Genomic DNA, 14,549 nt, shown 5'->3' with positions numbered 1-14,549 from the left:
CGGGATTGTTGCGGCGGCGGCGGCCCCGGGCGCGCGGCAAAGCGGCGAGCTGGCGTTAGCCGGCTCGCCGCCGAGTCGTCATGGGTTGTTCCACGAAGGCCTGTTCATGAAGGCCTGTTCGCGGGGTCCGGCCTACCGGCGGACGGTGCGGCGCTTGGCCTTCTTGCGGGTTGCCTTCTTGGCGACCTTGCGGCGTGTGGCCTTCTTGCGGGTCGCCTTCTTGCGGGCGGTCTTCTTGGCGGCCTTCTTGCGGGTCGCCTTCTTGCGGGTTGCCTTCTTGGCGACCTTGCGGCGTGTGGCCTTCTTGCGGGTCGCCTTCTTGCGGGCGGTCTTCTTGGCGGCCTTCTTGCGGGTCGCCTTCTTGCGAGTGGTCTTCTTGGCGGCCTTCTTGCGGGTGCTGGCGGCCCGCGTGGTGCGCCGGGCGCCGGCCTTGCGAGTGGTCTTGCGAGCGGCCTTCTTCCGCGTCGCCTTCTTGGCGACCTTCCGGCGGGTGGCCTTCTTCCTCGCGGCTTTCTTCGCCATGAGCGAGCTCCTGCTTTCGTGCCCGGTGTCGCCTTCCACAACGCGCGCCGAATTCGCGATCCGGGCACTCCGCATTGACTAGCGCGCGCTGCGAGTATCGGATCTGTTACCCATGCAGCTTGAGTAGTCTACTGGATGTTCACGCGCAATCCACATTTTTTGGAAGACATTCGCGATGACGCACCACGCGCGCGACGTGCGCTCGAGCGTCTGCGACGCACCCGTCGGCCGCGCGCAAGAACGCGCACGAGCACCATTTCGAGTGCGTTGTGCGAGGTGCGGCGCGCCTCCATCACACGCGCGCCGCGCACCGCGATCGTGATCGGCTACGCCGGCGGCGCCGCGCGTGCTGGCTCGGGATCAACCGTCGTTTCGCCGCCCGACGCGGGCGTATCGGCCGGCGCGTCGCCGTCGCCGGATGGGTCCGAAACCGGCCCCTGCGGCGCCTGAGGGGGCGTTTCGGCGCCCTCGGTGTCGTCCTCGCCGTCTGCGCGACGCACGCGCACCATGCTGTCGCTTGTGGAGATGGCGCCGGTGGTTTCGGCCAGCTCGCGCACGCGGTCGGCCATCTCGCGGAGCTGCGACGCCTCGTCGAGCGCCGCCTGCTCGCGCCGCATCTCGGCGTCGCGCGAGAGCGACACCAATGCCACGTCGTTGACCTCGTTGTACAGCAGCAGCGTGGCCTCGGCGTTGATCTGGGGCGCAACTCTTGCGCGAACGACGCCGCGGTATGGGTTGTACCAGAAGCTCGCAGGCTTCACGCCGTCCTCATCGAAGGCCACCGGATCGTCCGGATGCATGCGATCGGCGTGCTCGATGGGTGCGATCTCGACCCAGGGCCGATCGCCGCTGAGCAGTTGGTTGCGGGGCGGCTCCTTGCCGAACCACCATGCCTCGACCGTGATGGGCCACCCGCGGCCGTTGACCTCCACGCCCGGCGTGTTGGCCTGCAGCTTGAGCACGGTGTGGAAGCGATCGAGTGCGAGCAGCGTCTGGGCCGACCGCGTCGCGGTGGTGTCGGTGCGGGCCCAGCCGACGAGCGCGAGCACGAGCACGACGACGCAGAGCCCCATCGCCAGGGCGTCCACGATGCGTCGCATGCCTTGTCCGTGCCGCTGCTGCATGGTGCCACCTCGTCTTCGGCGGACGACACGGCGGGGTGCGGCCCGCGGGTCGCGGATGGGCCCGGGGCGTGCGGCTGGGCGGATCGGGCGAGTCGTGGGGCGCCCGCCGGCGGATGTCGAGTCCGCTAAACTGCGCCCACCGATGGCCATCGAGGTCCGAGATCTCGCCTGCGGCGCCACGCTGCTCGTGCAGCCGATGGCCGGCGTGCGCTCGTGTGCGCTCAACTGGGTGCTGCCCGCCGGCGTGTCGGCCGAGCCCGAGGATCGCCTGGGCATCGCGGGCATCGTCGCGGAGCTGGTCCAGCGTGGCGCGGGCGGGCGGGACTCGCGGGCCCAGGCCGACGCCCTCGATCGCGCGGGCGTGGAGCGATCCGTCGACGCCGGCGTGCGGACCAGCCGGCTCTCGGCGACCTTCGTGGGCGCGGACCTGGAGCACGCCGTCCCGTTGCTGGCCGATGCGCTGCTGCGGCCGGCCCTGGACGCCGCCGACTTCGCGCCCGCGCAGAGCCTGGCGATCCAGGACGTGGAGGGGCTGGCCGACGACCCGCAGATGCGGGCGAGCATCGAGGTCGCCGCCCGCCACCTGCCGGAGGCGTTCGGCCGATCAACGCTGGGCACGCTCGAGGGCCTCCGCGCCGCCACGCACGGCGACGCGGTTGCGTTCCATCGGGCGAGGTACGTGCCGGGGGGCAGCATCATCGCGCTGGCGGGCGACGTCGACGCCGATCGGGCCGAGCGGGCACTCGACGCCGCGACCGAGGGCTGGGCGGGCGATGCGGAGCCGCCGCCGCCCGGCCAGGATGGCCCGCGGGGCGCGTCGCATATAGAGGATGGCGGCGCCCAGGTGCAGGTCTACCTGATGCGGGATGCGCCCGCCGACGGGACCAGCGCCGCTGCCTGCGAGCGGCTGGCGGCCGGCGTGCTGTCGGGCGGGATGTCGGGGCGTCTGTTCACCGAGGTCCGCGAGAAGCGGGGGCTCTGCTACGCCGTCAGCGCGGGCTACACCCCCGAGACGCCCGAGGGCTGGCTGACCGCCTACGTGGGCACCACGCCCGAGCGCGCGGCCGAATCGCTCGAGGTGCTCCAGGCCGAGCTGGACCGCATCGCCACCGACGCGGGCGCGCCGACGCCCGAGGAGTTCGCCCGCGCCCGCATCGGGCTGAAGAGCCGGCTGGTCTTCGGCGGCGAGAGCACGGGGGCCCGCGCCGCGGCGCTCGCCAACGACTACCGCAAGCTCGGCCGCTGCCGCACGCTCGAGGAACGCGTCGCCGAGATCGAGCGGGTGACGCTCGACGAGCTGCGGGCCCACCTGGCCGGCTTCGACCGCGGACGGCAGACGGTGCTGACGCTCGGGCCCACGCCCGTGGCGGCCGGGGCGTGACGTGCACGCGCTGACCCTCCGCCGCGCGGGCGAGCAGGCCCTCGCGCTCGCGCTCATCGCCTTCCTGGCGGTGGCGCTGCTCTACCCCATCGGGCTGACGATCCGAGGCGGGTTCGAGGCCGACACCGGCGCGGGCGTGCTCAGCGGAGACGCGTGGACGCTGGCGCACGTGGCCCGCGTGTTCCGCGATCCGGTGACCCGCGAGGGGCTGTTCAACGCCTTCTGGATCGCGGTGTTCACCACGCTGCTGAGCGCCGCGATCGCCCTGCCGCTGGCGCTGCTGGCCGCGCGGCACCGCTTCCCGCTCAAGGGCCTGTTCAGCAGCGCCATCCTCGTGCCGCTCATCCTGCCGCCCTTCGTCGGGGCCATCGGCTTCCGGGCGATCGTCGGCCGGGAGGGCATGCTCAACAGCCTCCTGGGCACCGAATTCGACGTGCTGGGCGATGCCAAGGCGATCGGCGTCATCGTGGTGCAGGCGCTGCACCTCTATCCCATCCTGTACCTCAACGCGACGGCGGCGCTGGCCAACCTCGATCCCGCCATGAACGAGGCGGCCGAGAACCTCGGCGCTGGCCCGTGGCGGCGGTTCACGCGGGTGACGCTGCCGCTGATCCGCCCGGGCCTGTTCGCGGGTGGCACCATCGTCTTCATCTGGGCCTTCACCGAGCTGGGCACGCCGCTGATCTTCGACTACGACCGCGTGACGGCCGTCCAGATCTTCAAGGGGCTATCCGAGGTCGAGCAGTCCCGCCAGCCCTATGCGTTGACCTTCGTGATGCTCGCGGCCTCGCTGGCGGCGTACGCGCTGGGCAAGGTGCTCTTCGGCCGGCGGGGCTACGCGCTCCAGACGCGGGCGACGCGGGCCTCCAGCGAGGTGCCCCTCCGCGGCGCGCGGGGCTGGGCCGCGACGCTGCTGTTCCTGGTGGTGACGGTGCTGGCCGTCGCGCCGCACATCGGCGTCGTGCTCGTCAGCGTCAGCGGCGTGGGCCAGTGGTACCAGACGGCGCTGCCCACCTCGTGGACGCTGGCGCACTACGGCGTGGCGCTGGGTGGCGACACCGCGCTGCGATCCATCACCAACAGCCTGGTTTACTCGGCCATGGCGGTCGTGCTGTGCGTCAGCATCGGCATCGTCGTGGGCTACATCCTGGTGCGGACGCGGGTGCTGGGGCGGAGCGTGCTCGACACGCTGTGCATGCTGCCGCTGGCGGTGCCCGGGCTGGTCATGGCGTTCGGCTTCGTGGCGATGAGCCTGGCGTGGCCCTTCCGCGGCGAGCTGGGCGGCACGGGCATCGGCGCGCCCCTCGAGGGCGTGGTCTCGGTCATCGGCGTCGATCCCAACCCCATCCCGCTGCTGGTGCTGGCCTACGCCGTCCGCCGGCTGCCCTACATCGTGCGGTCGGTCGTTGCGGGGCTGGAGCAGACCAGCGAGGAGCTCGAGGAGGCCGCGATGATCCACGGCGCCACGCGGCTCCGCGCCATCCGCAGCATCACCATCCCGCTGATCCTGGCCAACATCATCGCCGGCGGGCTGCTCGTGTTCGCCTTTAGCATGCTCGAGGTGTCCGACTCGCTCATCCTCGCCCAGAAGCAGGACGACTGGCCGATCACCCGGGCGATCTACGCCTTCACCAACCGCCAGGGCGACGGCCCGTACATCGCCAGCGCCATGGGCGTGTGGGGCATGGCCCTGCTCACGGTCACCCTCGTGGGCGCGAGCATCCTCCTTGGGCGCAAGCTTGGCGCGATCTTCCGTGTGTAGATAGCATCCTAAAGCTCTGCAAATTCAAGACTTGAAAATCATGATCGACCCCGTCGCGGCCCGACGGAGCGTCACGGTGCAACGCCGGGGTTAGTATTCCCTAAGAAGGTCAGGAGAACCCGCCGGGGGCCGCGCGGACCGTCTCGCGTTGCACGGCCCGAAAGACCGGCCCGAACGAGAAAGGACCCGAGATGCTCCCCTCCCGAATCACGCGTGCGGCCTCGATCGCCGCCCTCGCCGCCATCAGCCTGGGCTCCGCGGGCTGCGTCGTGGCCATCGGCAACACCGCTGGCAAGAAGAACGAGGACCGCGTCCGCCTCGGCGTGCACGAGCGGAGCGACGCCATCGTCGTCCGCTCGCAGGCCGACGTGCCGGGCTTCGGCGTGGCCGAGATCGAGCGCGTCTCGCTGCTGGGCCCCGAGACCACCGTCGACGAGTTCCGCCACGTCTTCCCCGAGGCCATCTTCCGCGACTCCCGCGAGATGGACGCCGGCTCGCAGGTCCAGCTCTACGAGGTCCGCGACCGCCGCGTCTACCGCTTCGGCACCAGCAGCTACGGCTACATTGAGGACCAGCCGGTCTACTTCCGCTTCATCGACGGCACCCTCGCGGGCTGGAACGTGGGCGACCCCGACGAGCTCGAGAAGCAGTTCGAGATCACCATCGGCGGGTAGCCCGCGCAGCGAATCACGCGTCTGGGGCCGTCCCGCGGGTTTCCAAGGCCGTTTTCAATCGGGTCGACACTTTTAAAGCAAGAGCCGATATGCTTTAAATCATGGATCCCGATCCAAAACGGCCCTTGATGGTCCGCGAGCGGTTCTCGGACGCCAGCCCGGGCCGGCTCGAGCCCGTGACGCTCTCAAAGCGGGGGCTGGGGCCGCTGGGGGAGCCCGTACGGGATCGGATCGTATCGGTCGGCTTCGTGCCCGATCCGCTGCCGCCCGATCTCGACTGGCGGGCGATCAAGGCCGAGCTGTTCGACGAGCTGGACGCCGCGGGCAATGCGCTGTCGCGAGTCAACGGGCTGCTGCACGCGGTGCCCAGCACCGACATCCTGCGGCACGGGCTGTGGCTCCGCGAGGCGCGGCTGTCCAGCCAGATCGAGGGTATCGAGACCACGGCCCTCGACATGGTGCTCGCCGGCGCCAGCGGTGAGGCGGGCGAGGGCGCGAACCCCGGCCTGGAGGCCTGGAACGCCGTCAAGGCCGTCCGCTTCGCCTGGGAGTCCAACGAGCCCTTCGGCCCCGAGCTGCTCGGCGACATGCACCGCGAGCTGCTCGTGGGCGTCCGCGGCGGCGACAAGAGGCCCGGCGAGTACCGCGACGGTCCGGTGTACATCGGGTCGCCCAGGTGGCCGGACAAGGCCCGCTTCGTGCCGCCTCCGCCCGAGCACGTCGGACCGGCGATGGACGCCCTCGGTCGGTTCGCCACCAGCACCTGGGCGGACATCCCGGGCATCGCGTGCGTCGCTCTCGAGCACTACCAGTTCGAGACCATCCACCCGTTTCGGGACGGCAACGGCCGCATCGGCCGGGCGCTCATCCTCCACCAGCTGTGCCGCCGAGGGCTGCTGGAACTGCCGATCGTCTCGGTGAGCGCCGATCTACAGGCCCGCCGGCAGGAGTACGTCGATCGGCTGTTCGCCGTCAGCGCCGACGGCGACTGGGCGGGCTGGATCCGCTTCTTCGCCGAGGCCGTCGCCCGTGGTGCGGCCCAGACGCGCTCGCTGGCCGAGCGGATCGTCGCGCTGCACCGCGAGTACGCCGAGCGGCTGCGGGCGCACGAGGCCCAGGCCCGCCACGCGACGCTGCTGGACTACTTGTTCGAGCAGCCCGTGGTGTCGGCCAAGCGGGTCGAGACGCTGCTCGGGGTGAGCAACCCGACCGCACGCAAGGACATCGAGTTCTTCGAGGAGCTGGGCATCCTGCGGCTGACCGAGGAGGTGGCCTACGGCAAGACGTGGTACGCGCCGGTGGTGCTGGGGATCGTGGAGGACGACGCGGGCGCAACGCCCTAGTCGCTCTCCCCCTCGCCGCCGCCGCTCGCGTCCTCCCAGCGGATCTTGAGTGCGTGCTCGACGCCCAGCAGGTCGAGGGCCTTGCCGGCGACGAAGTCGATGATCTCGCCGACGGTCTGGGGGCGAAGGTAGAGACCGGGGTTGGTCGGGCAGTTGATCGCGCCGGCGAGCGCCAGCGTCCGCATGTTCTCGATGTCCACGAGGCTCAGCGGGCTCTCGCGGTGGCAGATGACCAGCGGGCGGCGCTCCTTGAGGGTGACCATCGCGGCGCGGCAGAGCAGGTTGCTGCCGCTGCCCGTGGCGATGGCACCCAGGCTCGTGCTCGAGCAGGGCAGCACCACCATGCCGTCGTGCAGGAAGCTGCCGCTGGCGATCACGGCGCCCACGTCCTTGTTGGGGTGGCAGATCAGCCGGTCGCGCATGGCCTGGGCGCCCGGGTGCTGGGACAGATGCGGCAGCAGGTCGTCGAAGCTCACCTTCTTGATGCCCGACTCGTCGTAGAGCAGCCGCTGGCCGTACGAGCTGACGACCGCGTGCACTTCCGCGCCGGCCAGCAGCAGCTGCTCGAGGAACCGCAGCGCGTACCAGGCGCCGGAGGCGCCCGAGATGCCCAGCACGAACCGCCTTCCGGCGGCGGCGGTGCTCGCGGCGGCATCGGGGCTGGCGTGGGGGAACACGGGCACGCGGGCTCTCCGGTGGGCTTGCGGGACGCAGGGGCGGGCCGATGGGGCCCTGGCCCCGGGCGCGGGGCGGCCCGAATACACTGTCCGCCGATCCGCCAGGACATCGGCGGTTGGCGTGGGGCGGTCCACCTGCACCGCCCACGGAGCATTGGTAGCCCCTGCAACGGGAGGCCATCGTGGCGGCACGGACGAGCATCGGGCGAACGCGGATCGGGGCGGGGAATCTGGCAGCACGCGTGCCGGCGGCGGCGATGTCTGTTCTCCTGGCGGTGCTTGCGACCGGGCATCTGGCGGGCTGCGCCGGCTGGGACACCTGGCCGCAGCAATCCGGCAGCGCGACGCCCAACCGCAACAGCGCCCCGGCCATCCGCAGCATGGAGCTGGCGCTGGCCCGGGTGATCGCGCGGGCCGGGCCCGAGGGCGGCGAGCAGCAGCCGGTGGCCATCAGCGTGCCGACGGACCTTGTGACCGACCCGGTCTACCGCCGGATGGCCGAGCGGATCATGGACGAGCCGGGCGTGACGAACATCGTCGTGCCGCTGACGGTCGATCGGACCGACCTGCCGGTGTACCACGTGGCGGGGGTGCGGGTCCGCGCGGGCCGCGCCGAGGTCGACGTGCTGCGTCCGGTGTTCGGCGCGGGCGAGCTGGACGCGAGCGAGCTGGGCCTGGCCGAGGCCTACCAGGGCTTCGAGGTCCGCCTGGAGGGCGGCGTGCGGCCCTGGCGGGTGACGTGGATCCAGGAGTACTCCCCGGGCGTGACCCCGGTGCCGCCGCTGAGCTTCGCGGGCGCGGAGGGCGACGCGTCGGCCGAGGCGGAGCCCGACCTCGCGGTCGACCCGCCGACCGAGCAGTCCGACGGCGGCTGAGCCGCGTCCCACAGGAACCCCATGCCGTGACGCACGCGAGCCCGATCACGCACGCGAATGCGCAGCCGTGCAAGGACCTGCTGCGGCTGGCCGACCTGCCGGCCGAGGACCTCCGCGAGTTGCTCTCGGCCGCCCGCGACCACGCCGATGTGCTCGCGGGCCACCCCGCGGGCGTGCCCGCGTCGCTGACCGGCCAGATCATCGGGCTGCTGTTCTTCGAGGATTCGACCCGCACGCGGCTGAGCTTCGCCGTCGCGGTGCAGCGGCTGGGCGGGCGGTTCGTCGAGCTGACCGAGCTGGGTTCGTCCCTGAGCAAGGGCGAGACGCTCGCCGACACCGCCCGCACGATCGAGGCGATGGGCGTCTCGCGGCTCGTGGTTCGGTCGCGGCGCGAGTGCGACCTGCTCGAGATCGCGTCGGCCGTGCGGATCCCGGTGCTCAACGCCGGCGCGGGCGACGCCGAGCACCCGACGCAGGGCCTGCTCGATGCGCTCACGCTGTGCGATGCGGCCAGCGACGCTCGCCGCGACCGCTGGCGGGCGCTGGACCTCGGCGGGCTCACGGTGATGATCGTCGGCGACGTGGCGCGCTCGCGTGTGGCGCGGTCCAGCGGGCCGTGCATGGCGGCGCTGGGCGCGCGGGTGCTGGTGGCGGGCCCGGGGATCGATGAGCGGCTCGCGCGGACCGTGGGGGGCGAGCCCGAGCACGACTTCGAGCAGCGGCTGTCGGGCGTGGACGCCGTCATGGCGCTGCGGATCCAGCACGAGCGGGGGCGCACCGAGCTTGACGAAGAGGGCGCCGACGAGGCCTACCGCCTCCGCTTCGGGCTGACGCTGCCGCGGCTGGCGCGGATGAAGCCCGGGGCGGTCGTCATGCACCCCGGGCCGGCGAACCTGGGCGTGGAGATCGACGAGGACGCGGCGCTCAGCCAGCGTTCGGTCATCTCGCGGCAGGTCGCGATGGGCGTGCCGGTGCGGATGGCCTGCCTGGAGCGCTTCGGGTCGGTCACGCGATCGGCGTAGCGCACTCGGATTGGCTCCGAGGCAGTCCGGGTTCGAGGATGGCGATGGCGTCCGTCCAAGGCGAGCCGGATTCACTCCGGCCAGCCCGTACCAGAGCGAGCGCCGCGGCCGGAAGGCCGCGACGGAGCGCTCTACTCGTCGCCGCGGAACATGACCCAGTTCTGGCCCAGGTCGTACTGGATCTCGGCCAGACGGGGCGTGAGCAAGGTCATCTGGTCGCTGTAGACCTTCCAGCGGACCATCAGCCAGGTCAGCACGACGAGGCAGATGATGGCGCCGATCTCGCCGGCCTTGCTGCGGCGGGTCTTCCACAGCAGCCAGAGCCCGATCAGGGTGGTCATCGCCTTGAACATCGCCAGGGTGGTCGGCGTGCCGAACTCGAGGATCATGCGGGCCAGCGGATTGCTCTCGTACATGCCCGGGCCGACCATGTGCTCGATGGTCATGACCAGGTCGGCGATGCTCATCGCGACGATGGCCAGCAGCAGCACCGCCACGCGGCGGCTGCGGCTCTCGGGGCACCGCACCGCGTCCCAGAACGTCGGCCTGGGCGCCGCGACAGCGGCGGCCGCAGGCGGGTCGGCGTGGCCCCGTGCGAACAAGCGTGCCATCATGCGAGCCCCCTCCTCGAGGATCTCGCATCGGCGGGGCGCGAGGGCCAGTGCAGCCCCCGTGGCGGGCGGCACGCATTCGCGCGTCCGCTCGGACGGGTTAGACTGGCCGAGGATTTGGGCTGTGCCGATCAGGCCAAGGGCTCCATGCGTACGGGGTTGGCGGCGGCGCTTATGGGGCCTCCGGGCCCCGCGCAGGCACGCCCGGGGCCACCCCTTCAGCGAGAGGCGGACCGCGTGCTCACTCGACCAACGCAGCCCGAGCGGCGATGCTTCACCCCGGCGGGGATTCTCCTCGTGGCGCTGGCATCCCTCATCGGGCGGCCCGCACTCGCCCAGACCGAGAACACGGTGTACGTGGACGACTCTCCGGCGGCCCAGAGCACGCTCGAGGCGCTGCCCGCGCTGCTCAACGCGGGCAACATCGCCGAAGCCGTCCGCTCGCTGCAGGCGCTGCTCGACGATTCGCCCGATCGGCTGCTGCCGCACGCCGACGACGCCGACCTGTTCGTGTCGGTGCGGTCGGCGATCCACGCCCGGATGCTGGGCAGCGCACGGCTGCTCGAACGCTACCGCGTCGAGTACTCGGCCCGCGCGCAGCGGCTGCTGGACCAGGGCGAGATCGAGGCCGTCGAGCGCTCCTACCTGCTGACGCCGGCGGGCTACGAGGCGGCGCTGCGACTCGCCCAGGACCGCTACGAGCTTGCGCGCTTCGACGGCGCCGCGCGCACGCTGCTCCAGCTCGAGGACCACCCCGATCTGCACGCCGACGGTGGCGCGGCGGCCGACCTGCTCTCGGTGGTCGCGGCGCAGCTCGGCGGCGGCGAGATCCGGGAGCGCGCGGCGGCGTGGCGCGCCGCGGCGGGGCTGCCCGAGGCCGACTTCGCGGCGCTGCGCTTCGAGCCCCCGGCGGCGGCGACGCGGCCCACGGCGAGCGTGCTCGCGGGCGGGGCGCGGCCGCCCTCCCCGCCGTCGCGGGCGCTGTGGGCGCAGCCCTACGACCGCGACCTGGCGCCGGCGCAGGATTCGGGGCTGCCGCCGTCGCAGTCGGCCGATCCACGCGGCGGGCCGTTCTGGATCTGGCCGACCATCGCGGGCGACACCATCCTGCTCAACGACGCGGCGAGCCTGTCGGCGTGGGACCGCCACTCGCTGCGGCTCCGCTGGCGCGTCACACAGACCGTCGATCCGCTGGAGCTCGAGTCGCTGCGCGCCGTCCGCACCGAGAACACGCAGACGTCGATCCGCGTCGAGTCGCCCAACATCGTGGCGGTCGATGATCGCGCGGCGTACGCCTCGCTGGGGCTGCACACGTCGGTGCCGCCCGACGACGATCCGGCGATCGTGGCCGTCGAACTGGAGAGCGGACGGCGGCTGTGGCGGACGCGGGTCCGCGACGTCGACGCGGGGCTGGCGCTGGGCGTCGTCCGCGGCGGCCCGGTGGCGGACGAGGGCCGGGTGGTCTTCGGCGTCCGCGAGGCCCGCGGCGCGGGCCGGCAGGTGCAGGCGACGCTGGTGGGCCTCGATGCGCTGACGGGACGCCCCGCGTGGACGCGGTCGCTGGGCAGCGCGGGCGGCGGCTGGTCGCGGTCGAGCAAGAACGTCGGCGCGGGCGGCGTGGTCCACGACGGCGTGGTGTACTGGCACGAACCGCTCAGCGTCGTGGGCGCCTTCGACGCGCAGACGGGCCGGCCCATCTGGCTGCGCCGCTTCAACGCCGTGCCGCGGGGCGACGACCGCAACGCCGACGCGGCGTGGAACGTCCGCCAGCCCATCGTCATCGACGATGCGGTGATCGTGCACATCGGCCCGCTCGATGCCTACTTCCGGCTCGATCGCGAGACGGGTGAGCTGGAGGGCGTGTGGGGCGTGTCGGCGGTGGATCCGCTGGGCTACCTCGTGCGCGTGGGCGAGCACGTGGCGATGGTCGGCCAATCGTCGATCCGATTCGCCGAGCCCGGCGTCTTCCGGGGCTACGGCGTGCGGCGGGTGGGCACGATCCGCGAGGTGCGGGACTTCGACCGCTCGATCACCGGGCGGGCCGTCGCCGCCGGCGATGCGCTGCTGGTGCCAAGCGGCCGCGCCGCGCTGCTGTTCGATCCCGAGACCGGCGTGCGGGTCGCCCAGCCGATCGACCTGCCCAGGCCCGGCACGCTGGTGCCGCTGGCCGACCAGCTGCTCGTCGTGGATACGTCGGTGATGGCGAGCCTGATGGACGCCGACACGGCAGCGGCGGCCCTGAGCGAGCGGCTCCGCGGCGACCCGAGCGACATGGCGTCGCTGGTTAGCCTGGTGCTGCTGGCCGATCGCCGGCGGGTGCTCGACGAGGTGCCCGGGGCGGCGGCGCGGGCGCTCCGCGTGTTCGAGGCGCTGGCGGGTGGAGATCCAGCCGAGCGACGACTGGCGCAGGCGGAGCGCGGGCGGCTGTTCGCGGCGCTGCTGTCGATCGTCGAGCGGCTCTCCGCTGGCGCCGAGCTGGAGGCCCCGGGCGAGCTGGCCGACGCGATCGCGCAGCTGGCGCTGGAGGCCGCGGGCGACACGCCCGAGCGGGCCGCGGCGCTGCTGGCGGTGGCGGGGTTGCGGGATCGCCAGGGCCGCGGCGCCGAGGCGGCCGCGCTGTGCCTGGAGATGCTCGCCGACGAGCGGATGCGGCTGCTGCCGCTGGGCCCGGCGCGGGAGCGGGCGGGCGCCGCCGCGGTCCGCACGCTCCGCAACCTGCTGCCGGTGCACGGCTACGCGATCATCGAGGACGCCGACGCCGCGATGCTGGCGGCGCTCGACGCCCTGCCCCCGGGCGTGGAGGGGGATGCCGCGCGGCTCGAGATCGCCGTCGCGATGCCGGCGTCCGCGTCGGCGCTCCGCGCGTGGCGGACGCTGGCCCGGCACGAGGCCGCCCGGGGCGACCAGCTCGCGGCGGCGCGGCGGTGGCGGCGGGCGCTGGACGCCGCGCGGCTGCTGCGGACCGCGGGCGGGCCCGTGGACGGCGGCGACGTCGCGGACATCGGCGCCGCGCTGGCGGGCAGCCTGCTGGCGCTCGACCAGGTCGCCGCCGCACGCCGCGTGGTCGCGGAGCTGGCGGCGGTGTCGCCGATTGCGCAGGGCGACGCGCAGACGCTCGAGCAGCTCCGCCGTCGCTACGAGGTCCGCGTCCGCGCCGCCCGCGTGGGCGATCGGCCGCTGGGCGTCAGCCAGCACTTCGGCGGCTGGCGGCTGGTGACGCCGGCGGGCACGCTGGCGGGGGGCTTCTCGCCCGAGCACGTCGTGCTCGCCAGCGAGGACCGCATGGGCGTCTGGGCGGTGTCGCCCGATCTGGGCCCCATCGAGGGCGAGCCCTTCGAGGCCGAGCCCGCCGGCCCGCTGGAACTGGTGTGGTCCTCCCGCTTCGAGGCCGCCAGCCCGCCGACACTGCTGGACATGAACTCGAAGCGGGCGCTGTTCAGCTGGCCCGAGCGGGGGTCGGTCACGCTCCGCTCGGTCGCGCTGCTCGATGCCGAGAGCTGGAACAGCGGCCCGCTGGAGGACCTGATCCCCGACGCGTTGCGGCCGACGGTGAGCGTCGGGCCGCGGGCGACGGCGCTCGCCACGGGCGGCCGCCGCGCGAGCGTAGCGAGCTGGATCATCGCGGCGGGCGACGGCGTCGTGCTGGCGGCGCGGCGGGACGGCCTGCTGCTGCTGCTCGATGCCGCCGACGGCTCGGTGCGCTTCGTCGGCCGCACCGAGCTGGGCACCGCGATGGACGTCGCCGTCGCGGGCGGCCGCGCGTGGGTCCTGGGCACCACCGAGCCGCCGGGCTCGCCCCGCGAGGACACGCTGGAGAGCTTCGAGCTGCTGGCGCTCGACCCGGCCAGCGGCGAGATCTCCTATCGCGTCGAGGGCCTGGCCGAGGTCCCCCGGTGGATCGCGGCCGCCGATGACGGCTCGGTCGCGCTCGGGCTGGTCTCGAGCATCGAGCTGCACGCCCCCGCGCGCTCCGAAGAGCCCGTGCGCTGGCGCTCGGTGGCGGGGCCGGCGCTCGACGCCGCCTACGGCTGGATCGTCGGCGATCGGCTCGCGGTGTTCGGCCCTACGACGAGCGAGCTGGCCGTGGCCGACCTGGCCACCGGTGCGTTCCTCGGCACGCCCGCGGCGCTCGTGCTGGGAGATGGCGAGGTGCCCCGCGTGGGCCCGCGCAACCCGGGCGTCGGTCCCGGCGGGCTGGTGGCGCTCACCTCCTCGGGCGTCACGCTGATCGACGAGGGCGGCGAGATCGTCGGCCGCGATGCGCTCCGCCGGACGGGCGTCCGCCGAGACACCAAGGCCCCGCCCGCGCTGGGCCAGGATCGCGTGCTCATCGTGCCGCAGATCGCCCGGTCGATGGCGGGCGGGCTGCCCGAGTACGTCGTCTCGACGATCGACACGCTGTCGGCCAAGATCACCGGCTCGCGGCCCATCCGGCTGGTGGGCACGCCGCGGGACGCCTGGCTCGTCGACGGCTACGCGCTCATCTCGACCGATCGCTCGACGGTGGTGCTGGAGATGGGCCGCTAGCGTTTAGTCCAGCCAGGGTTCGCCGGACGCC

At 73.0% G+C, this 14,549-nt stretch carries 11 protein-coding genes; 7 read left to right on the top strand and 4 right to left on the bottom strand.

The features are described from left to right. Positions 1-132: 132 nt before the first annotated feature. The gene (locus tag AAFX79_09570) at positions 133-522 is read right to left on the bottom strand and encodes a hypothetical protein (protein MEO1008806.1); all 390 of its coding nucleotides are present in this window, start codon (positions 520-522) and stop codon (positions 133-135) included. A gap of 326 nt (positions 523-848) precedes the next feature. Next, entirely contained in the window at positions 849-1,622 is a 774-nt protein-coding gene (locus AAFX79_09565) for a hypothetical protein (GenBank protein MEO1008805.1), read from the bottom strand. A 166-nt stretch (positions 1,623-1,788) separates the two neighbouring features. Between AAFX79_09565 and AAFX79_09560 the strand changes: the two genes are divergently transcribed. From AAFX79_09560 to AAFX79_09545, 4 genes are all read left to right on the top strand, one after another. After that, positions 1,789-3,027 carry a pitrilysin family protein gene (locus AAFX79_09560; GenBank protein MEO1008804.1) on the top strand — a complete coding sequence of 413 codons (1,239 nt, stop codon included), beginning with the start codon at positions 1,789-1,791 and terminating at the stop codon, positions 3,025-3,027. Between the two features lies 1 nt (position 3,028). Further along, positions 3,029-4,789 carry an iron ABC transporter permease gene (locus AAFX79_09555; GenBank protein MEO1008803.1) on the top strand — a complete coding sequence of 587 codons (1,761 nt, stop codon included), beginning with the start codon at positions 3,029-3,031 and terminating at the stop codon, positions 4,787-4,789. 191 nt (positions 4,790-4,980) lie between these two features. After that, a complete protein-coding gene (locus AAFX79_09550) occupies positions 4,981-5,463 on the top strand; it encodes a hypothetical protein (protein MEO1008802.1) in 483 nt (160 codons plus the stop codon). A gap of 101 nt (positions 5,464-5,564) precedes the next feature. Then, entirely contained in the window at positions 5,565-6,806 is a 1,242-nt protein-coding gene (locus AAFX79_09545; protein ID MEO1008801.1) for a Fic family protein, read from the top strand. Here the strand turns inward: AAFX79_09545 and AAFX79_09540 are convergent. Then, on the bottom strand, positions 6,803-7,489 hold the full coding sequence (locus AAFX79_09540) for a UbiX family flavin prenyltransferase (protein ID MEO1008800.1): 687 nt from the start codon (positions 7,487-7,489) through the stop codon (positions 6,803-6,805). The two genes, AAFX79_09545 and AAFX79_09540, sit on opposite strands and share 4 nt — an antisense overlap. Before the next feature lie 251 nt (positions 7,490-7,740). Between AAFX79_09540 and AAFX79_09535 the strand changes: the two genes are divergently transcribed. After that, positions 7,741-8,358, top strand: coding sequence for a hypothetical protein (locus AAFX79_09535; protein ID MEO1008799.1), 618 nt, complete (start codon positions 7,741-7,743; stop codon positions 8,356-8,358). A 26-nt stretch (positions 8,359-8,384) separates the two neighbouring features. Beyond that, positions 8,385-9,380, top strand: coding sequence for an aspartate carbamoyltransferase catalytic subunit (locus AAFX79_09530; GenBank protein MEO1008798.1), 996 nt, complete (start codon positions 8,385-8,387; stop codon positions 9,378-9,380). A gap of 131 nt (positions 9,381-9,511) precedes the next feature. Here the strand turns inward: AAFX79_09530 and AAFX79_09525 are convergent, their stop codons facing one another. Continuing rightward, entirely contained in the window at positions 9,512-9,994 is a 483-nt protein-coding gene (locus tag AAFX79_09525) for a DUF5658 family protein (protein MEO1008797.1), read from the bottom strand. Positions 9,995-10,288: 294 nt separating this feature from the next. Between AAFX79_09525 and AAFX79_09520 the strand changes: the two genes are divergently transcribed. Then, on the top strand, positions 10,289-14,518 hold the full coding sequence (locus AAFX79_09520; GenBank protein ID MEO1008796.1) for a PQQ-binding-like beta-propeller repeat protein: 4,230 nt from the start codon (positions 10,289-10,291) through the stop codon (positions 14,516-14,518). Positions 14,519-14,549 lie beyond the last annotated feature (31 nt).

Source organism: Planctomycetota bacterium (assembly GCA_039819165.1).
Lineage (GTDB): Bacteria > Planctomycetota > Phycisphaerae > Phycisphaerales > UBA1924 > JAHCJI01.
This window is presented reverse-complemented; position numbering and strand designations above follow the sequence as displayed.

What these genes read in the sequence shown, in the direction of transcription:
- AAFX79_09550 (MEO1008802.1), top strand. Translation starts at nt 4,981, where the DNA reads ATGCTCCCCTCCCGAATCACGCGTGCGGCCTCGATCGCCGCCCTCGCC.
- AAFX79_09570 (MEO1008806.1), bottom strand. Translation starts at nt 522, where the DNA reads ATGGCGAAGAAAGCCGCGAGGAAGAAGGCCACCCGCCGGAAGGTCGCC.
- AAFX79_09525 (MEO1008797.1), bottom strand. Translation starts at nt 9,994, where the DNA reads ATGATGGCACGCTTGTTCGCACGGGGCCACGCCGACCCGCCTGCGGCC.
- AAFX79_09535 (MEO1008799.1), top strand. Translation starts at nt 7,741, where the DNA reads ATGTCTGTTCTCCTGGCGGTGCTTGCGACCGGGCATCTGGCGGGCTGC.
- AAFX79_09545 (MEO1008801.1), top strand. Translation starts at nt 5,565, where the DNA reads ATGGATCCCGATCCAAAACGGCCCTTGATGGTCCGCGAGCGGTTCTCG.
- AAFX79_09560 (MEO1008804.1), top strand. Translation starts at nt 1,789, where the DNA reads ATGGCCATCGAGGTCCGAGATCTCGCCTGCGGCGCCACGCTGCTCGTG.
- AAFX79_09565 (MEO1008805.1), bottom strand. Translation starts at nt 1,622, where the DNA reads ATGCGACGCATCGTGGACGCCCTGGCGATGGGGCTCTGCGTCGTCGTG.